Source organism: Actinomadura livida, from assembly GCF_014648675.1.
GTDB lineage: Bacteria > Actinomycetota > Actinomycetes > Streptosporangiales > Streptosporangiaceae > Spirillospora > Spirillospora livida.
In genome coordinates, this window is sequence record NZ_BMRO01000002.1 from 591,289 (window position 1) to 609,831 (window position 18,543).

General features: G+C 72.8%; 19 protein-coding genes. 5 read left to right on the forward strand and 14 right to left on the reverse strand.

Annotation, left to right across the window (positions count from 1 at the left end):
• Positions 1-93: 93 nt before the first annotated feature.
• Positions 94-870 carry an SIR2 family NAD-dependent protein deacylase gene (locus IEZ03_RS06115; protein ID WP_184884837.1) on the reverse strand — a complete coding sequence of 259 codons (777 nt, stop codon included), beginning with the start codon at positions 868-870 and terminating at the stop codon, positions 94-96.
• A 122-nt stretch (positions 871-992) separates the two neighbouring features.
• On the opposite strand from IEZ03_RS06115, the gene IEZ03_RS06120 reads away from it, so the two are divergent.
• Positions 993-1,958, forward strand: coding sequence for a sulfotransferase family protein (locus tag IEZ03_RS06120; RefSeq protein WP_184884839.1), 966 nt, complete (start codon positions 993-995; stop codon positions 1,956-1,958).
• Positions 1,959-1,977: 19 nt separating this feature from the next.
• Here the strand turns inward: IEZ03_RS06120 and IEZ03_RS06125 are convergent, their stop codons facing one another.
• Positions 1,978-3,963 carry an ABC transporter ATP-binding protein gene (locus tag IEZ03_RS06125; protein WP_373293541.1) on the reverse strand — a complete coding sequence of 662 codons (1,986 nt, stop codon included), beginning with the start codon at positions 3,961-3,963 and terminating at the stop codon, positions 1,978-1,980.
• A gap of 278 nt (positions 3,964-4,241) precedes the next feature.
• Here IEZ03_RS06125 and IEZ03_RS06130 point away from each other — a divergent pair, with 278 nt between their 5' ends.
• Positions 4,242-6,164 carry a Xaa-Pro dipeptidyl-peptidase gene (locus IEZ03_RS06130; protein ID WP_229808055.1) on the forward strand — a complete coding sequence of 641 codons (1,923 nt, stop codon included), beginning with the start codon at positions 4,242-4,244 and terminating at the stop codon, positions 6,162-6,164.
• Between the two features lie 68 nt (positions 6,165-6,232).
• Here the strand turns inward: IEZ03_RS06130 and IEZ03_RS06135 are convergent, their stop codons facing one another.
• The 3 genes from IEZ03_RS06135 to IEZ03_RS06145 all read right to left on the reverse strand — a co-directional run bounded on the left by IEZ03_RS06135 (position 6,233) and on the right by IEZ03_RS06145 (position 9,155).
• Positions 6,233-7,081 (reverse strand): enoyl-CoA hydratase/isomerase family protein, encoded by an 849-nt coding sequence (locus IEZ03_RS06135; RefSeq protein WP_184884843.1) that lies wholly within the window; start codon positions 7,079-7,081, stop codon positions 6,233-6,235.
• Positions 7,082-7,227: 146 nt separating this feature from the next.
• A complete protein-coding gene (locus IEZ03_RS06140) occupies positions 7,228-7,440 on the reverse strand; it encodes a helix-turn-helix domain-containing protein (RefSeq protein WP_021596738.1) in 213 nt (70 codons plus the stop codon).
• A gap of 116 nt (positions 7,441-7,556) precedes the next feature.
• Entirely contained in the window at positions 7,557-9,155 is a 1,599-nt protein-coding gene (locus IEZ03_RS06145; RefSeq protein ID WP_132050051.1) for an ABC-F family ATP-binding cassette domain-containing protein, read from the reverse strand.
• 264 nt (positions 9,156-9,419) lie between these two features.
• On the opposite strand from IEZ03_RS06145, the gene IEZ03_RS06150 reads away from it, so the two are divergent.
• Positions 9,420-10,214 (forward strand): VOC family protein, encoded by a 795-nt coding sequence (locus IEZ03_RS06150; RefSeq protein WP_184884845.1) that lies wholly within the window; start codon positions 9,420-9,422, stop codon positions 10,212-10,214.
• 48 nt (positions 10,215-10,262) lie between these two features.
• On the opposite strand, the gene IEZ03_RS06155 is transcribed toward IEZ03_RS06150, so the two are convergent.
• Genes IEZ03_RS06155 through IEZ03_RS06165 form a run of 3 tightly spaced genes read right to left on the reverse strand, consistent with a single transcriptional unit; the run spans position 10,263 to position 12,376 of the window.
• Positions 10,263-11,018: an AIM24 family protein gene (locus IEZ03_RS06155; protein ID WP_184890659.1), complete on the reverse strand. Its 756-nt coding sequence runs from the start codon at positions 11,016-11,018 to the stop codon at positions 10,263-10,265.
• 9 nt (positions 11,019-11,027) lie between these two features.
• A complete protein-coding gene (locus IEZ03_RS06160; RefSeq protein ID WP_184884847.1) occupies positions 11,028-11,681 on the reverse strand; it encodes an AIM24 family protein in 654 nt (217 codons plus the stop codon).
• Between the two features lie 56 nt (positions 11,682-11,737).
• A complete protein-coding gene (locus IEZ03_RS06165) occupies positions 11,738-12,376 on the reverse strand; it encodes an AIM24 family protein (RefSeq protein WP_229808056.1) in 639 nt (212 codons plus the stop codon).
• Between the two features lie 67 nt (positions 12,377-12,443).
• On the opposite strand from IEZ03_RS06165, the gene IEZ03_RS06170 reads away from it, so the two are divergent.
• Positions 12,444-12,839 carry an ABC transporter permease gene (locus IEZ03_RS06170; RefSeq protein ID WP_184884849.1) on the forward strand — a complete coding sequence of 132 codons (396 nt, stop codon included), beginning with the start codon at positions 12,444-12,446 and terminating at the stop codon, positions 12,837-12,839.
• Positions 12,840-12,890: 51 nt separating this feature from the next.
• Here IEZ03_RS06170 and IEZ03_RS06175 read toward each other — a convergent pair whose 3' ends face one another.
• Both IEZ03_RS06175 and IEZ03_RS06180 read right to left on the reverse strand, forming a co-directional pair.
• Positions 12,891-13,559, reverse strand: a complete 669-nt coding sequence (locus IEZ03_RS06175) for a response regulator (protein ID WP_184884851.1) — start codon at positions 13,557-13,559, stop codon at positions 12,891-12,893.
• On the reverse strand, positions 13,556-14,740 hold the full coding sequence (locus IEZ03_RS06180) for a sensor histidine kinase (protein ID WP_229808057.1): 1,185 nt from the start codon (positions 14,738-14,740) through the stop codon (positions 13,556-13,558). Before IEZ03_RS06180 ends, IEZ03_RS06175 begins: the two co-directional genes overlap by 4 nt.
• Positions 14,741-14,890: 150 nt before the next feature.
• On the opposite strand from IEZ03_RS06180, the gene IEZ03_RS06185 reads away from it, so the two are divergent.
• On the forward strand, positions 14,891-15,469 hold the full coding sequence (locus tag IEZ03_RS06185; RefSeq protein ID WP_184884853.1) for a hypothetical protein: 579 nt from the start codon (positions 14,891-14,893) through the stop codon (positions 15,467-15,469).
• A 91-nt stretch (positions 15,470-15,560) separates the two neighbouring features.
• On the opposite strand, the gene IEZ03_RS06190 is transcribed toward IEZ03_RS06185, so the two are convergent.
• The 4 genes from IEZ03_RS06190 to sufC form a co-directional block, all read right to left on the reverse strand.
• Complete coding sequence (locus IEZ03_RS06190; protein WP_184884855.1) at positions 15,561-15,905, reverse strand: metal-sulfur cluster assembly factor; 345 nt, start codon at positions 15,903-15,905, stop codon at positions 15,561-15,563.
• A complete protein-coding gene (gene sufU, locus IEZ03_RS06195) occupies positions 15,902-16,360 on the reverse strand; it encodes a Fe-S cluster assembly sulfur transfer protein SufU (protein WP_184884857.1) in 459 nt (152 codons plus the stop codon). Before sufU ends, IEZ03_RS06190 begins: the two co-directional genes overlap by 4 nt.
• Positions 16,361-16,457: 97 nt before the next feature.
• A complete protein-coding gene (locus IEZ03_RS06200; protein WP_184884859.1) occupies positions 16,458-17,777 on the reverse strand; it encodes a cysteine desulfurase in 1,320 nt (439 codons plus the stop codon).
• A complete protein-coding gene (gene sufC, locus IEZ03_RS06205; RefSeq protein ID WP_184884861.1) occupies positions 17,774-18,535 on the reverse strand; it encodes a Fe-S cluster assembly ATPase SufC in 762 nt (253 codons plus the stop codon). The genes IEZ03_RS06200 and sufC overlap by 4 nt, the downstream gene beginning before the upstream one ends.
• Between the last annotated feature and the right edge of the window lie 8 nt (positions 18,536-18,543).

Genomic DNA, 18,543 nt, shown 5'->3' on the forward strand with positions numbered 1-18,543 from the left:
CCTCGCACCGCGACGGATAGAGCTTGTCAGGATCCGGACGCCAGTGGAAGAGGCGCACGGTCACGACCCGCCAACAGATCATCGGCCCCCGGATCACCGCCCGCCGCCGAGCGCGATCCCGGCCAGGCGCGGCAGCGTCTCCCCGATCGGCCGGCGCAGGACCGCGTCGGCCAGGCCATCGTACGGCGTCTCCTCCGCGTTGATGATCACCAGCCGGGCGCCGTGCTCGACGGCCTCCAGGCACAGCCCGGCGGCGGGCTGCACGGTCAGCGAGGTGCCCACGGCGAGGAACAGGTCGCAGGAGCGCGCCGCGGCGACGGCGGCGTCCAGGACGTCCCGGTCCAGGGCCTGGCCGAAGGAGATCGTCGCGGACTTCTGGACGCCGCCGCACTCGGCGCAGGGCGGGTCGTCCTCGCCGGCGTCGACCCGCCGGAGGATCTCGGGCATCGGGGTGCGCAGGCCGCAGGCCAGGCAGACCGCGTCCCGCATGGTGCCGTGGATCTCGAGCACCGTCCCCGCGCCCGATCCGGCGCGCTGGTGCAGGCCGTCGATGTTCTGGGTGATCAGGGCGCGGAGCCGTCCCGCCCGCTCCAGCTCGACGAGGGCGGCGTGCGCGGCGTTCGGCTCGGCGTGCCAGACCGGGTTGTCGCGGCGGGAACGCCAGGCGCGGCGCCGCACCTCCGCGTCGGCGAGGTAGGCGCCGATCGTGGACATCGCCTCCGCCGCCGGGTCCTTCGTCCAGACGCCCTGGGGACCGCGGAAGTCCGGGATGCCGCTGTCGGTGGAGATCCCGGCGCCGGTCAGCACGGTGATCGCCGCGGCGTTCGGCAAGAGCTCGGCGAGCGTCAGGGGAGCGTCCACCGTCCCCATGGTAGGCGCCGGACGGGCATGCCCGTCCGGCCGGAGGGCCTGCTTAACAGATGGGTATCGGTCGCCCCTTACGGAGCGTCACGGACCGACCGGGCCATAAAAGGTGACAAACTTGGCCCCGTATGAGGTCGACGCCGCACATCCTGGTGATCAACGGCACCAAGGTGCGCCGCCCGGTGTTCATCCTGGGGGCGCCGCACTCGGGTGCGGTGCCGCTGGCGCGCGCGGTCAAGCGCTCCCCCGGGTTCCACCTGACCACGAGCCGCCCCGGCGTGCTGCGCGTCACCTACGCGTTCGCGCGGCAGCCGTCGATCGCGACGGAGCGCGGGAAGGGCGCGGCGCGGGTCATCCGGGACGCCTACGCGGAGGCGTGGCTGGTGTCCGGCCGGGCGTGCGCGCAGTGCCCGGACGACTGCCGCGAGCTGGCCGGGCTGCCGCCCCGCCCGCCCGCCGCGGCCGGTCGCCCCGCCGACCAGGGCGCCCGCCAGGAGCCGTGCGTCGAGCCGCAGGGGCTCGCCCGGTTCGCCGACGCCTCCCCCGACCTGATCTACAGCGCCGACGTGCTGCTGGACGCCTTCCCCGACGCGCAGCTCGTCCAGGTGATCCGGGACGGGCGGGACGTCGTCGCCGACATGCTGGACGACGAGCGCTGCCTGGCCTGGTTCAAGCCGGGCCTGGCCAACCTGGACACGGTGTTCCCCAACCCCTTCCTCGGCGTCGAGGACCACACCGAGCGGAACCGGTGGCCGCGCGCCGCGGCGGCGGTCAAGTGCGCGCTGCGCTGGCGCGGCTCGGTGCGGCTCAGCGCGCGGCTGCGCCGCCAGGTCCCGGAGGACCAGCTGTTCACCGTCCGTTACGAGGAGATGGTGGCCCGGCCGCGCCGGGTGACCGCGGAGCTGGCGGAGTACCTGGACGCTCCGCTGCCGAAGACCGCCCTGTCCGGGCTGGTCCGCGCCGGGGCGCCGGACGCCGCCGACCACGGTGTCGGCTCGTGGCGCGACCGGCTGACGCCGCGGCAGGTCGCGCAGGTCGAGAAGGTCGCCGGGACCGAGCTGCGGCGGCTCGGCTACCGCCCGGCCGACGCCTGAGCCGCCGGGCGCGGGCCCGTCACTCAGCCCCGAGGGGCTCGGTCGGCCGCTCCTCGTCGCGCTGGTGCGCGAACTGCGTCCGGTACAGCTCGGCGTAGAGGCCGCCCTGGAGCAGCAGTTCCTCGTGCCGCCCGCGCTCGGCGATCCGGCCGTCGTCGATCACCAGGATCTGGTCGGCCTCCCGGATCGTGGACAGCCGGTGCGCGATCACCAGGGACGTCCGCCCGGCCAGCGCCGTGCGCAGCGCCCGCTGGACGGCCGCCTCGGACTCGGAGTCCAGGTGCGCGGTCGCCTCGTCCAGCACGACCACGGACGGCGCCTTGAGCAGCAGCCGCGCGATCGCGATCCGCTGCTTCTCTCCGCCCGACAGCCGGTAGCCGCGGTCGCCGACGACGGTGTCGAGGCCCTCGGGCATCGCCTCGACGAGGTCGCCGATCTGCGCCGCCTCCAGCGCCGCGCGGATCTCCTCGTCGGTCGCGTCCGGGCGCGCGTAGCGCAGGTTCGCGCCGATCGAGTCGTGGAACAGGTGCGCGTCCTGGCTGACGACGCCGACCTCGCCGCGCAGCGAGGCGAGGGTGACGTCGCGGACGTCGACGCCGCCGATCCGCACCGCGCCGCCGGTCACGTCGTACAGCCGCGACACCAGGTGCGTGATCGTCGACTTGCCCGCGCCGGACGGGCCGACGAGCGCGACCATCCGCCCGGGGGCCGCGGTGAAGTCGATGTCGTGCAGGACCGCGCGCCCGGGGGCGGTGTCGGTCCGCGCGATCGACTCCAGCGAGGCCAGCGACACCTCCTCCGCCGACGGGTAGGCGAAGCGGACGTGGTCGAACTCGATCGACGGGGCGTCCGGCTTGGTCAGCCGCACGCCGTTGCCCGGGGCCGCCTCCCGGCCGTCGAGGGGCCCGTCCTTCTCGGACGGGCGGACCTCGCCGAGGGTGCGGGCGCCGTCGCGGTCGCGGATGAGCGGCTTGAGGTCGAGCACCTCGAAGACGCGGTCGAAGCTGACGAGCGCGGTCATCACGTCGACGTGGACGTTGGACAGCGCGGTGAGCGGCCCGTACATCCGGGTCAGCAGGGTGGCGAGCGCGACCAGCGTGCCGAGCTCCAGGGCGCCGTTCACGGCGAGGACGCCGCCGACGCCGTAGACCATGGCGGTGGCCAGGGCGGCGACCAGCGTCAGCGCGGTGAAGAAGACCCGCCCGTACATGGCGGCGACGATCCCGACGTCGCGGACCCGCGCGGCGCGCCCGGAGAAGTTCTCCTCCTCCTCGGCGGGCCGCCCGTAGAGCTTGGCCAGCATCGCGCCCGCGACGTTGAACCGCTCGGTCATCAGCGAGCCCATCTCGGCGTCCAGCACCATCTGCTCGCGGCTGACGCGCTGGAGCCGCTTGCCGACCCACTTGGCCGGCAGGATGAAGATCGGGAGCAGCAGCAGCGCGATGAGGGTGACCTGCCACGACAGGATCAGCATGGTGACCACCACCAGGACCAGGCTGATCACGTTGGACACCACGGACGACAGCGTGGTGGTGAGGGCGCGCTGGGCGCCGATGACGTCGTTGTTCAGCCGGCTGACGAGCGAGCCGGTCTGCGCCCGCATGAAGAAGGCGACGGGCTGCCGCTGGACGTGCGCGAACACCTGGCTGCGCAGGTCGTAGATCAGCCCCTCCCCCACCCGCGCCGAGTACCAGCGCTGCACGAGGCTGAGCACGGCCTCCACCAGCGCGAGCCCGGCGACGGCGAGGGCGAGCCAGACGACCAGGCCCTGCCGCCCCGCGACGATGCCGCTGTCGATGATCGACTTCAGCAGCAGCGGGTTGGCGACGACGATCAGCGCGGACAGCGAGTTGAGGGCGAGGAAGAGCACCAGCTCGCGGACGTAGGGACGGGCGTACCCCGCGATCCGCTTCACCGTGCCGGGCTTGAGCTTCTGCCGGGTGACGGAGCTGTCCCTGCGGAACGAGGCCATCACCTGCCAGCCGTTGCCCGGCATTCCCGGCATTCCCACACACGCCTCCGAGGTCCGCCGCGCGGCCGCGGGGGCCGCCGCGCGCATCGACGTAATCAAGTAAGCATCTCAGTACCCGGCGGGCACAACGCACGTCCGGCGGGCCGCCTTCCCGCGTCCGCTCCTGGCGTAACCGGCGGTGCGCGCGGCGGCCCGCGAAGCGCTTATGGACTTCGCTCCACGCGCGGAGTAAAAGTGATCAACCCCTTACGTCAGGCTCATACCCCCCAGGAGCCCCAGTGATACGACGCCTCCCGCGCGGTGGCGCCGGCGTGATCACCATCACCGCCGCGCTGCTCACCCTCACCGCCCTCCCCGCCGGCGCGGCCGTGCCCGGCGCGTCCGCCCCGCCCGGCCAGCGCTCCCCCGGCGGTTCCTCCGGCGGTTACTCCGCGCTCACCGTGCGGGGCGGCGAGACCCAGCCGGTGTTCTCCCGCGCCGACGCCGTGACCCAGACCGTCGACATCGAGACCACGGCCGACAGCGACCGCGACGGCGTCCGGGACCGGGTGCAGATGCGGATCATGCGCCCGAAGGAGACCGACACCGCCGGCCTCAAGGTCCCGGTGATCGTGGAGCCGAGCCCGTACTGGGCCGGCGGCAACCCCGTCACCAACCACCCCGTCGACATCGACGACGCCCGGGCCAGGGCGTTCGCCGCGCCGCAGCGCGACCTCGCGGCGGTCTTCTCCGGCTACTACGACAACTACTTCCTGCCGCGCGGGTACGCGGTCGCCCATCTGGACAGCATCGGGACGGGCGGCTCCACCGGCTGCCCGACGTCCGGCGACCGCGCCGAGCAGGCCGGCGCGAAGGCGGCGGTCGACTGGCTGAACGGCCGAGCCCGCGGCTGGGCGCCGGACGGGACGCCCGTCCGGGCGGACTGGTCGACCGGGAACGTCGGCATGATCGGACAGTCCTACAACGGGACGCTGCCGAACATGGCCGCCGCGACGGGCGTGCCGGGGCTGAAGGCCATCGTCCCGGTCGCGGCGATCTCCAGCTGGTACGACTACTACCGCGCGAACGGCGGCGTGGTCGCGCCGGGCGGCTTCCAGGGCGAGGACCTGGACGTCCTCGCCAAGTACGTGCTGACCCGCGAGAACCCGGAGGTCTGCGCGAAGGTCATCGAGGAGATCGAGGCGACGCAGGACCGGGAGACCGGCGACTACGGCGAGGTCTGGGCCGCCCGCGACTACGTCGGCCAGGCGCGGAAGGTGCGGGCCGCCGTCATGGTCGTGCACGGCGTGAACGACTGGAACGTCAAGGTGAAGAACTCCGTCCAGTGGTGGAACGCCCTCAAGGAGGCCGGGGTGCCGCGCAAGCTGTGGCTGCACCAGGGCGACCACGCGACGCCGTTCCGCTGGCGGCTGGAGGAGTGGCTGCGGCAGACGCACCGCTGGTTCGACCGCTACCTGTACGGGATCCGCAACGGCATCGAGCGCGAGCCCCGCGTGGACGTCCAGCAGGCGGACGGGACATGGGAGACGGCGCGCGACTGGCCGGTCCCCGGGACCACCACCGTGCCGCTCAGCCTGAACGCCGGCCCCTCCGGGCAGCCGGGTCGGCTGGGCCTGCTGCCCCGGCACGGCGCGACGCAGTCGTTCACCGACGAGGGGAAGACCCGCACCGCCGAGCAGCTCCTCGCGAACGAGGACGCGGCCGATCCCGGCCGCCTGGCCTACCTGACCAGGCCGCTGCCCGCCCCGCTGCGGGTGAACGGCACGCCGAAGATCACGCTGCGGGCCTCGCTGGACGGGCGCTCGCCGTACCTGACGGCGCTGCTCGTCGACTACGGCACCGCCGCCCGGCCCACGGGCCGCCGCACCGACACCGGTGAGCGGGTCTGCTACGGCCAGGGCGTCCCGGGAGACGACGGCTGCACGACGCGCCAGGCGCTGGAGACCGCGACGGCCCCCTTCAAGATCATCACGCGGGGGTGGCTGGACGCGCGGAACCGGCGCGACCCGGCCCGCACCGAGCCCATAAGCCCCGGCAGGACCTACACGTTCCGCTGGGACTTCGAGCCGACCGACTACACGGTCGAATCCGGCCACCGGCTCGGCGTGATCGTGCTGTCCACCGACTACGACTACACGCTCCGGTACCCCGCGGGCACGAAGGTGACCGTGGAGCCGGGCGTGAGCCGGGTCCTGCTGCCCCTCGCCAGGGGCGACCGCAAGGCCCTGAGGTAGTCCTGGCCCGGCCGGTGGCGGACCGCCGCGGGGAGACTCCCAGAGCGGGCCGCCGCCGGCCGGGCGCGTCAGCGTCCGAAGACCTCGCGCAGCCGGCCGATCTGCTCGCGGCGCTCGGCGGCGCACTGCTCGTCGAGGCTGTTGCCGGGCGCCCCCCACAGCAGCCGCTTGGTCGCGACGGCCGCCCCCGGGTTCACCGCCAGCAGCGCGGTGACCAGGTCCTGGACGGCCCCGTCCAGCCCGTCGCGCGGGACGGAGATCTCGGCGAGCCCGATCCGCGCGGCCTCCTCGGCGTGCACGGTGCGGGCGGTGAGGCACAGCTCCAGCGCCCGCCCGATGCCCACGATCTCGACGAGCGGCTTCGTGCCGGTCAGGTCGGGGACGAGCCCGAGCGCGGGCTCCTTCATGCAGAACCTGGCGTCGTCGGCGACGACGCGGATGTCGCAGGCGAGGGCGAGCTGGAACCCGGCGCCGATGGCGTGGCCGTGCACCGCCGCGACGGTGACGATCTCGGGGCGCCGCAGCCAGGTGTAGCCCTCCTGCAACTCGGCGATGAACCGGTCGGTGCCGGCGGCGTCGGAGCCGTCGGTGAAGCCACCGCCGCCGCCCTCGCCGGAGAACATGCCGAGGTCGATGCCCGCGGAGAAGCTCGGGCCCGCGCCGCGCAGGACGACCACGCGGACGTCCGCGGGCAGCGAGCGCCCGATGGCGGCGAGACCGCGCCAGGTGGCGAAGGTCATGGCGTTGCGCCGCTCGGGCCGGTCCAGCGTCACGGTCGCGACGGCACCGGCCACCTCTAGGCGCAGACCGGCCTCCTTGAGGGCCGCCCCGTCCGGAGCGGTACCGCCCGGAGCCGTCCCGCCATCCGCGCGGTCCGTGACCGTTTCCGGCCGCCCGTCCGTGTTCGCGTCCGCCATTGGCCTCCCTTTCGATGAGCGCGACGGGCCCGCCCCGCCGTCCACGGAGCGGGGCCCGGCGCCTGTCCCGCCGCCGCGACCGAACCTTACTCGGCCGGTCGCGGCGCCGGTTCAGGCGGTGCGCTCATCCGGGGGCCGGTGTCCGCTCAGGACTTCTTGCCCCGGGTCGCGCCGCCGCGACCGCGCAGGTTGACGCCGGACTCGGTCAGAATCCGGTGGATGAAACCGTACGAGCGGCCGGTGGCGGCTGCCAGGGCGCGGATGCTCTCGCCGGAGTCGTACCTCTTCTTCAGGTCCGCCGCCAGCTTGTCGCGCTCGGCACCGGTCACGCGGGTGCCCTTCTTAAGGGTCTCGGCCACGAGTACCTCCCGTAGTGATGTGGTGACCGCTGCGTTATCCCCCGCCATGATCAGTCATTCCCGCCGGTTCGGCTACCCACTCGGCCAGAAAAGATCTGCGGAAGTCACTCCCCAGGTCACGCGAGCGCCACCAGATCGGCAAACTCGTCACTCCAGATGTCTTCCACCCCATCCGGCAGCAAAATCACTCTTTCCGGTGCGAGCGCCTCCACGGCCCCCTCGTCGTGGGTCACCAGGACGATGGCCCCGGCGAACGTCCGCAGCGCGCCCAGGATCTCCTGGCGGCTGGCGGGATCGAGGTTGTTGGTGGGCTCGTCGAGCAGCAGGACGTTCGCGCTGGACACCACGAGCATCGCCAGTGCCAGCCGGGTCTTCTCGCCGCCGGACAGCACGCCCGCGGGCTTGTCGACGTCGTCGCCGGAGAACAGGAACGAGCCCAGGATCTTGCGGACCTCGACGGGCGCCATGCCGGGCGCGGCCGACTGCATGTTCTCCAGGACGGACCGGCCGACGTCCAGGGTCTCGTGCTCCTGGGCGTAGTAGCCGACGCGCAGTCCGTGCCCGGCCACGACCGACCCGGTGTCGGGCTCGTCGACGCCCGCCAGCAGGCGCAGGAGGGTCGTCTTGCCCGCGCCGTTCAGGCCCAGGACGACCACGCGGCTGCCCCGGTCGACGGCGAGGTCCACGTCGGTGAAAATCTCCAAAGATCCGTACGATTTCGACAAACCCTCCGCGGTGAGGGGGGTCTTGCCGCACGGTGCCGGATCCGGGAAGCGGATTTTGGCGACCTTGTCGGCCTGCCGTTCGCCCTCCACGCCCGCGAGGAGCTGCCGGGCGCGCCGGTCCATCTGCTGCGCCGCCTTCGCCTTCGTGGCCTTGGCGCGCATCTTGTCGGCCTGGGACAGCAGTGCCGACGCCTGCCGCTGCGCGTTGGCCGTCTCGCGCTTGCGGCGCCGCTCGTCGGTCTCGCGCTGCTCCAGGTACTTCTTCCAGCCGACGTTGTAGATGTCGATCACGCTGCGGTTGGCGTCCAGGTGGAACACCCGGTTCACGACCGCGTCCAGCAGCTCGACGTCGTGGCTGATGACGACGAGCCCGCCCTGGTGGCCCTTCAGGAAGTCGCGGAGCCAGACGATGGAGTCGGCGTCCAGGTGGTTGGTCGGCTCGTCCAGCAGGAGGGTGTCGGCGCCGGAGAACAGGATGCGCGCCAGCTCCACCCGGCGCCGCTGGCCGCCCGACAGCGTCCCGAGGGGCTGGGTCATCACCCGGTCGGGCAGGCCGAGGCTGGAGGCGATCGAGGCGGCCTCGGCCTCGGCGGAGTAGCCGCCGAGCACGTGCAGCCGCTCCTCCAGCCGGCCGTAGCGGCGGACGGCCTTGTCGCGGTCGGCGCCCGCCGCGGACGCCATCGCGTCCTCGGCGGCGCGCAGCTGCCGGATGACCTCGTCCAGCCCGCGGGCGGACAGGATCCGGTCGCGGGCCAGCTCGGCGAGGTCGACGTCGCGGGGGTCCTGCGGGAGGTAGCCGATGGTGCCGGAGGAGGTCACGGCCCCCTGCGCGGGCAGGGCCTCCCCGGCCAGCACCCTGGTGAGGGTGGTCTTGCCCGCGCCGTTGCGGCCGACGAAGCCCACCCGGTCGCCGGGGTTGACCCGGAACGTGGCGGATTCGATCAGCAGCCTCGGCCCGGCGCGCAGCTCGATGTCTTTCGCGATGATCACAGTGACAGGGCTCCCCTGACGGACGGCTCGGAGGACAGGCACGAAGAAGCGCGCCTCTCGGTCCTGGACGACCGGGGCGCGCTGGGGCGCACTGTCAGTTCGGGAGCGGAACCATCCGCCCAGTGTACGCGACCGCGGCCCGCTCCCCGCCCGGCGAGCGGGCGCCCGTGGCCTGTCCCGGCAAGATCGATGTGTGAAGCCGCAGCCCGGGGCCAGGATGAGGGGCGGGGGCGAGCGACGGACGCCACGGGGAGTGTGAGCGAGATGACGCAGGTCACGAGCAATCCGCCGGAGGGGACGCCGAACTGGCTCGACATCGGCGTCCCGGACATCGAGCGGGCCAAGGCGTTCTACGGGACGCTCCTCGGCTGGGAGTTCCAGGACTCGGGCCCCGAGGCGGGCCACTACAACCAGTGCACGCTGCGCGGGATGCCCGTCGCCGGGATGATGCAGAACCCGGAGGACCAGCCCGACGTGTACTGGTGGTCGGTCTATTTCGCCGCCGACGACTGCGACGCCGTCGTCCAGCGCGCCACGGAGGCCGGCGCGGAGGTCGTCGTCCCGGCCATGGACGTGATGGACCTCGGCCGAATGGCCATCCTCAAGGATCCGCAGGGCGGGCACTTCGCCCTATGGGAGGGCCGGGCGCACCACGGGTCGGAGATCGTGAACGAGCCGGGGTCGTTCGTCTGGAACGAACTGGTCACGCCCGACCTGGAGCCCGCCGCCGAGTTCTACGGGGCGCTGTTCGGGTTCGAGACGGAGCCGATGCCGGGCGACATGGAGTACGCCGTCCTGCGCCGCCCCGACGGCCGCTACGTCGGCGGCGTCGAGGGCGGGCGGGGGCTCGTCCTCGGGGGCGGCGGCGACCCGGTCCCGTCCTGGACGACGACGTTCGCGGTCGAGGACGCCGACGCGGCGGTCCGCGCGGTCCGGGACGGCGGCGGCACGGTCGACGCGGAGCCGCAGGACAGCCCGTACGGCCGGTACGCCTCCGTCCGCGACCCGTTCGGGGTGCCGTTCAACGTGATGAAGCCCGCGCCCGAATCGGGGACGTGACCGGGCGGGCGCCCGGCCGCGTCCCCCGGCCCGGTCAGCTCCGCCCGGTCAGCTCTGACGCTCGGCCGCGAGCCGCTGGGTGATCGTCTGGTGGAGCCGCTGGAGCCCGGACGTGCCGACCAGCCCGATCTGGCCTTCGAGGTCGCGCAGCAGGACGTCCTCGTTCATCACGACCTCCGACGACTGCATCAGCACGGTGCCGGCGCCGGTGAAGTCGAACTGGTGCTCCTCGCCGGACCGCCCGCCGATCCCGAACGCCATCCGGGCGGCGCCGAACGCGCCGCGCATGTAGGTGTGGTCGTAGTGGTGGCACGGCGAGGGGCAGTCGGCCCAGCCGAGCAGCGCCTGCGGGTCGACCCTGATCGGCGGCTCGACGAAGTGGACGGGGCCGTTGGAGGCCGCCACGAACCGCCCCGTGCCGATCAGCGTCAGGAACCCGGGGATGATCGACTGCTTGAGCTCCAGGCCCGGCTCGAAGGCCAGCAGGTTCCCGGCCCGGACGGTGAGGTTGCCGTCGTCGAGATCGAAGGAGTTGACGTCGAACCCGCGGTCGGCGAGGACGAGCTTGCCCTGCCCCTGAGCGACGATCCAGTCCTGCGCGTACAGCGGGGAGTTGAAGGTGTGCGCGACCAGGGAGTCCAGCGGCCCCGCCGACAGCGCCTCGAACCTGATCTGCCCGTAGTAGGCGATCATCTTGCCCTTCTGCGCGAACCACTGACCGTTGAGGTCGACGCTGAAGGCGTAGGGGTTGACGTTGTCGTTGGACGGGAGCGTCCCGGCGTTCCAGGTCTGCGTGCCGAACATGCCCACGGGTCAGATCTTCCTCTCGCTGGCCTGGACGTAGACGACGCCGTTGCCGCTCAGCTGGAGCTGGAAGCCCTCGCCTGAGCCCCGCCCGATCATCTCGCGCAGCCCCACCGCCGTCGTGAGCCTGTTCTCCACCTGGCCGCGGTGCGCGACGTACGCCTGCGGGTCGACGTGCACGGGGCGCTGCGGGCTGATCGGCATCTCCATCACGCCGCCGTGCGACAGCAGCGCGCAGGAGCCGTGGCCCATGAGCGTCGTGGTGAACAGGCCCTGCCCGGTGACCGCGCCCCGGACCATGCCTCGCACACCGCCCTGCTCGCCCATGAACATCGTCCCCACCTGGAGGGACGCGTCGTGGACCAGGAGCCGGTCGGCCTCCGCGTAGAGGGTGTCGGCGCCGTGCAGGTCGACGACCGTGATCTCCAGCCCGCCGTGGCCGAACAGCACGCTCCCGTGGCCGGTGACGTGCATCATCGCGGTGCGCTCGCCGGCGACGGCGCGCCCGATCGTGCCGCCGATGCCCTGCCCGGCGGTCGTGGACGGGGCGAACGACACCTGCCCCGTGTAGCCGAGCATGGCCCCGCGCTTGCTGTAGACCTCCTGGCCAGGCCCGATCGGCACCTGGAGCATCTTCGAGTTGATCGCTTGATAGCCCGGCATCTATACCTCCCGAGGGGGGACGACCCCCCACGCCCCCCGAGCCGACTCCGTCGGCATCAGATCTCCAGAATCCCACCGCGTTCAGAGGGCTGTACGTACACCAGCCCGTGTCCTGAGTACCGGAACTGCACGCTCTCCCCCGACCCCTGACCGAGCACCGTGCGCCAGTTGACGTCGGTGACAACGTCCTGCTGGAGCTGCCCGTGATGGCAGACGTAGGCGTGGGGGTCGACGCACAGCGGCATCTGGGGCGTCACCTCCAGGGCGATCGCCGCCCCGTCCGAGAGGATCGCGACCGTCCCGTGCCCGTCGACCTTGGTCGTGGCGAGCCCCTGGCCGGTCCCCATCCCCCGCAATCCGACGAAGTGGACCCCGGTCTGCAGGGTCCCCTCAAGGGCCAGGAGGCTCTCCGACTCCACGTACAGCGTGTCACCGGTGAGCTGGACGAGCGTCACCTCGGCCGCCTCGCTCGCCAGGTACACCGTGCCGTGCCCGGTGACCTCCATCAGGGTCATGCCCTCACCGGCGATCCTGCGCTTGAGGGCGCCGCGCAGGCCCTCTCCGCCCGTCATGCCCTGCCGCTTGAACGCCATCTCGCCCTCGTAGGCGACCATGGACCCGTTCAGCGCCCTGATGGTCTCGCCGGCGAGGTCGACGGCGAGCATCTTCGAGCCGTTCATCCGAAATTGCGCCACGAAGCGAGAAGATACAGGCCCGGCGCGTTGAGGGACGCCCTGAGCTCGGATCGGAGAGGATGGCACCATGTGGATCGCTCCCGAACGCCGCAGTCTCGGCCGGTGGGCCGTACCCGGGATCGTGCTGAGCGCCGGGGTCGTGGTCGGGGCCGTGCTCGCCGCCGACGGGCGGTCCGGGACGGCCCTCGTCGCGCTGGCCGCGCTCGCCGGCTACGCGGCCTACCTCGCCTACCGGCGCAACGAGCCCGCGCTGCCGCTCAGCGAGGGCTTCGGATCCGGCACCCGGGCCCGCGCGCACCTGCGCGCCGCCGCGATGACCGGGGACGTGCTGACCGTCGCGGTCGTCGGCGCGCTGATCGTCCAGGCGCTGCGCGGCGCCGACATCACCGCCTACGCGTGGCTGGCCGCCCTGGCGGGCGTCACCTACCTCCTGTCCGCCCTCGCCGGCGGCCGGGGCCTGTGAGCCGGACGGACTCCCCGCCGCGCTGAGATGGTTTCTGCGGCGCCGGCCGCGTCAGGGGATCTCTCGGGAAGGGGCCGCCCCCGAAATGCCGGGCAGGGCCGTCTCCTGGGCGAGGATGGCCGCCTGGACGCGGCTGGCGAGCCCGAGTTTTCCGAGGATGCGGCTCACGTGCGTCTTGGTGGTGGTCTCGGCCATCCGCAGCCTGTCCGCGATCTGCCCGTTCGACAGGCCCTCGCCGAGACACGCGAACACCTCCCGCTCCCGCGGCGTGAGGTCGGCCAGGCCGGGCGGCTCCGCCGGGGACGCCGGCCGGCCCGCGAAGGCGCCGATCAGCCGCCGGGTGACCTGCGGCGCGATGATCCCGTCCCCCGCCGCGACGGTCCGCACCGCCTCCACCAGCCGGTCGGCGTCGACGTCCTTGAGCAGGAACCCGGCGGCGCCCGCCCGCAGCGCGCCGAACACGTACTCGTCCATGTCGAAGGTCGTCAGCACCAGCACGTCGGTGAAGCCCGCGATCTCCCGGGTCGCGGCGATGCCGTCCAGCCGGGGCATGCGGACGTCCATGAGCACCACGTCCGGGCGCAGCTCGCGGGCCATCGCCACCGCCTCCGCCCCGTCGGCGGCCTCCCCCGCCACCCGGACGTCCGGGGCCGCGCCGAGGATCAGCACCAGCCCCGCCCGCACCGCCGCCTGGTCGTCGGCGACCAGCACCTCGATCATGACGCCCGCTCCGCGCCGTGCAGGTCGACCGGCAGCTCGGCGTGGACCCGCCACCGGTCGCCGTCCGGTCCCGCCTCGAACTCCCCGGCCAGCATCGCCGCGCGCTCCCGCATCCCGACGAGACCGCTGCCCGTGCCCGGCAGCCGCGACCCGTTCCGCCCGAGCGGGCTCAGCACGTCGATCACCACGCTGTGCCGCCCGTACTCGACGCGCACCGCGGCGCGGCCCGGCCCCGCGTGCTTCAGCGCGTTCGTCAGCGACTCCTGGACGATGCGGTAGGCGGCCAGCTCGACCGCCGCGGGCAGCTCGGCCGGCTCACCGGCGATCTCCAGCTCCGCCGCCAGGTCGGACCGCGCCGTGGTCCGGACGAGCGGCTCCAGCTCCGTCAGCCGGGGCCGCGCCGCGGGGTCCGCGCCGTTGCCCTGCCGCAGCAGCCCGATCATGCGGCGCATCTCGGCGAGGCCCCGCACGCTGTTCTCCCGGATGACCTCCATGGCCCGCGCGACCTCCGCAGGGTCGAGGTCCCGCACCTTCAGCACGGCCGAGGAGTGCAGGGCCACGGCGCTCAGGTGGTTGGCGACCACGTCGTGCAGCTCCCGGGCCATCCTGGCGCGCTCGGCGTCCACGGCGGCGAGCCGGTCCATCTCGGCCAGCCGCGCCACCTGCTCGGCGCGCTGCCGCTCCGCCTCCGCCCGGAAGCGGTGCTCCCGGACGGCCATCGCGGTCATCACCGGCCCCACCCAGACGACCCCGGCGACCGCGCCGCCGACGATGCCGCCGGCGACCTGCCCGATCGCGATCCCGACGCCGGCCGTCACCGCCAGCGACGCCAGGACCGTCACGCCGAGCAGCCACTCCGCCGTCCGCCGCCGCCCGTACAGGCTCGCCGCGTACAGCGCGTCCCCGTAGATCATCGCGGTGGCGATGCTCGGGCCGAGGACCACGTCGGCGAAGTTGAACGGGGTCGCCAGGGCCAGCCCGGCCAGCGGCGCGGTCCGCCTCAGCAGCATCGCCGAGCACAGCCCCAGCAGCGGGACGAGACGCACCCAGCGCGACGGGTTCCACTCCTCCATCGACCAGATGGAGTAGCCGCGCACGGCGAGCATCAGCAGCCCGCCGGCCAGCGCCGCGGCGGCGATCAGAACGTCCTGGCGGGTCGTGAGGCGTCGGACCTTGTCCACGGATACATCTCAGCATCCCCGCGCGGGTGCCCGCTCCACCCGCGTGAGGACCTTCCGTACATCCTTCGGACGACCCGCGAAACCTCACACCGGACGACGATCCCGCGCCGTCGCCGCGCCACGCTGGAGTGACGCAAGAAGGGATTCCACGTGCTCATCGCGATCATCGTCGGCTGCGAGATCGGCTTCTGGGTCGTCCTCGGGGCCGGGCTCCTCGCCCGCTACCCGCTGCGGCTGCGGCGGACCGGCGCGGCGCTCCTGCTGTGCGTCCCGCTCATCGACCTCGTCCTGCTGGCCGCCACGGCGATCGACCTGCGCGGCGGCGCGACCGCCGGCACCGGGCACGGCCTCGCCGCCGCCTACCTCGGCTACTCGGTCGCGTTCGGCCACAGCATCGTCCGCTGGGCCGACGAGCGTTTCGCGCACCGCTTCGCGGGCGGCCCGCCGCCCCGCGGCAAACCGAAGTACGGCCGGGCGCGCACCCGGTACGAGTGGCGGGAGTTCGGCAAGGCCGCCCTCGCCACCGCCATCGCCTGCGGCCTGCTCCTGGCGATGATCGCCCTGGTGGACGACCCCGATCGCACCGCCGCCCTCAGTGCCTGGCTCGGCCGCCTCGGCATGGTCCTGGCGATCTGGTCGATCTGGCCCGTCAGCCACACCCTCTGGCCGGCGAAGCCGAAGAGGACGGACGCCTCCCGGCCGCCCGCGGAGCACACCGCGCCGAAGTGACCGCCCCATGCGAGCCGCGCATGCGAAGGGGCCGCACCCCGAACCGGGGTGCGGCCCCTTCCACACGCGCGATCCGCGCCGGGACGCGGGGTCAGATGTTGAAGCCGAGGGCGCGGAGCTGGTCGCGGCCGTCGTCGGTGATCTTGTCGGGGCCCCACGGCGGGAGCCACACCCAGTTGATCTTGACGTCCTTGACCAGGCCCTCCAGCGCGCTGTGCGTCTGGTCCTCGATCACGTCGGTGAGCGGGCACGCGGCGCTGGTCAGCGTCATGTCCAGCGTCGCGACCTCGTCGTCGAGGTTGACGCCGTACACGAGGCCGAGGTCGACGACGTTGATGCCGAGTTCGGGGTCGACGACGTCCTTCAGGGCCTCGAGGATGTCCTCCTCGGGGACGGTGCCCGTGGTGGGCGAGCCGGTGGCGGGCGTGTCGGTCATGATGCCTCTCCGAGTGCGCGGGCGGTCGCGTCCTTCCACGCCATCCAGGCGAGCAGGGCGCATTTGATCCTGGCGGGGTACTTGGAGACCCCGGCGAAGGCGATGGCGTCCTCGAGGACGTCCTCGTCGAAGTCGGCGTCCTGGCCGCGCGACTGCATCAGCGTCAGGAACTCCTCGCCGACCGCCATCGCCTCCTTGACGGACTTCCCGATCAGCAGGTCGGCCATCACCGAGGCGCTGGCCTGGCTGATCGAGCAGCCCATGGAGTCGTAGGAGACGTCCGCGACCGTGGCGTCCTGACCGTCGCCGGACAGGTGGACGCGCAGCGTCACCTCGTCACCGCACGTCGGGTTGACGTGGTGCGCCTCCCCCTCGAACGGCTCCCGCAGCCCCTTGTGAAGGGGGTTGCGGTAATGGTCCAGGATGACCTCCTGGTACATCGCCTCCAGCTGCATGTCGTCCTTTCAAGCCTTTATCCCTACAACCGGGCCCCGGCCCAGCGTGTTCCACAGTTCCCTTCAGGGGGGACGCCCCCCCTGCCATCCCCCGGGATCATGAGGTACCGAAGAACTTCTGGGCCTGCCGGACCCCGTCGGTGAGGGCGTCCACGTCGGCGAGGGTGTTGTAGAGGTAGAACGTCGCGCGGGTGGTCGCCGGGATGCCGAAGCGGCGGCAGATCGGCCACGCGCAGTGGTGGCCGACGCGCACTTCGACGCCCAGGTCGTCGAGGACCTGCCCGACGTCGTGCGGGTGGATGTCCTCGACGGTGAACGACACGGCGCCGCCGCGGGCCTCGGTGGTGCCGGGGCCGATGATCCGGACGCCGGGGATCTCGGTGAGCCGCTCCAGCGAGTAGGCGACCAGCGCCTCCTCGTGCGCGTGCACCCGGTCCATGCCGATCTCGGCGAGGTACTCGCACGCCGCGCCGAGGCCGATCGCCTGCGCGGTCATCGGGACGCCCGCCTCGAACCGCTGCGGCGGCGGCATGAACGTCGACTCCTCCAGCTGGACGACCTCGATCATCGAACCGCCGGTGATGAACGGCGGCATCGCCTCCAGCAGCTCCGACCGCCCCCACAGCACGCCGATGCCGGTCGGGCCGAGCATCTTGTGCCCGGAGAACGCCAGGAAGTCGGCCCCCAGCGCGGACACGTCCACCGGCTGGTGCGGCACGGACTGCGCGGCGTCCAGCAGGACGAGCGCCCCCACGGCGTGGGCGCGCGCCACGATCAGGTCGATCGGCGGGACGGTGCCCAGCACGTTCGACTGGTGCGTCAGCGCGACGATCTTCGTCCGCTCGTTGACGAGGCCGTCCAGGTCGGCCAGGTCGAGGCGGCCGTCGTCGGTGATGCCGAACCAGCGCAGCGTCGCCCCGGTCCGCCGGCAGAGCTGCTGCCACGGGACCAGGTTGGCGTGGTGCTCCATCTCCGACACCACGATCTCGTCACCGGGGCCGACCGCGAACCGCGCCGCCTCCGGGCCCGCGGTCACGGCGTTGCTCATCGCGTAGGCGACGAGGTTGATGCCCTCGGTGGCGTTCTTGGTGAACACGATCTCACCGGGCGCCGCGCCGATGAACCGGGCGATCGACGCGCGGGCCTGCTCGTAGCCCTCCGTCGCCTCCTCGGCCAGCAGGTGCGCGCCCCGGTGCGGCGCCGCGTTGTGCCGCTCGTAGAACTCGCGCTCCGCGTCCAGCACGCGCAGCGGCTTCTGCGACGTCGCGCCCGAGTCGAGGTACACCAGGGGGCGCCCGCCGCGCACCGTGCGCTGCAGCAGCGGGAAGTCCTTCTTCAGCTCCTCCGGCAGGAGGGCCGGGCCGCCCTGCGGCGCGGCCTCCGCCCGCGCCCCCTGGGGCGCTCCGCTCGGCGTCATAGGGATGCGCCCGCCTTGGTGTACTTCTCGTAGCCCTCTTCCTCAAGCTCGTCGGCCAGTTCGGGCCCGCCCTCGGCGACGAGGCGGCCCGCGGAGAAGACGTGCACGAAGTCCGGCTTCACGTACCGCAGGATGCGCGTGTAGTGGGTGATGAGCAGGACGCCGGTGTCGCCGGACGCGAACCGGGTGATGCCCTCGGAGACGACCTTGAGGGCGTCGACGTCGAGGCCGGAGTCGGTCTCGTCCAGGATGGCGACCTTCGGCCTCAGCATCTCCAGCTGCAGGATCTCGTGCCGCTTCTTCTCACCGCCGGAGAAGCCCTCGTTCAGGCTGCGCTGCGCGAAGGCGGGGTCGATGGCGAGCGCGTCCATCGCCTGCTTCATCTCCTTGGAGAACTCGCGGAGCTTCGGGGCCTCGCCGCGGACGGCGGTGACGGCCGAGCGCAGGAAGTTCGACACCGACACGCCCGGCACCTCGACCGGGTACTGCATCGCGAGGAACAGCCCGGCGCGGGCCCGCTCGTCGACCGACATGGCGAGGACGTCCTCGCCGTCGAGGGTCACGGACCCGGACGTCACCTCGTACTTGGGGTGCCCGGCGATCGCGTACGCCAGGGTGGACTTGCCGGAGCCGTTCGGCCCCATGATCGCGTGGGTCTCGCCGGCCTGCACGGTCAGGTCGACCCCGCGCAGGATCTCCGTCGCGTCGGCGCCGTCGCCGACGGAAACGTGGAGGTCGCGGATCTCTAGCGTGGCCATGTGCTCGT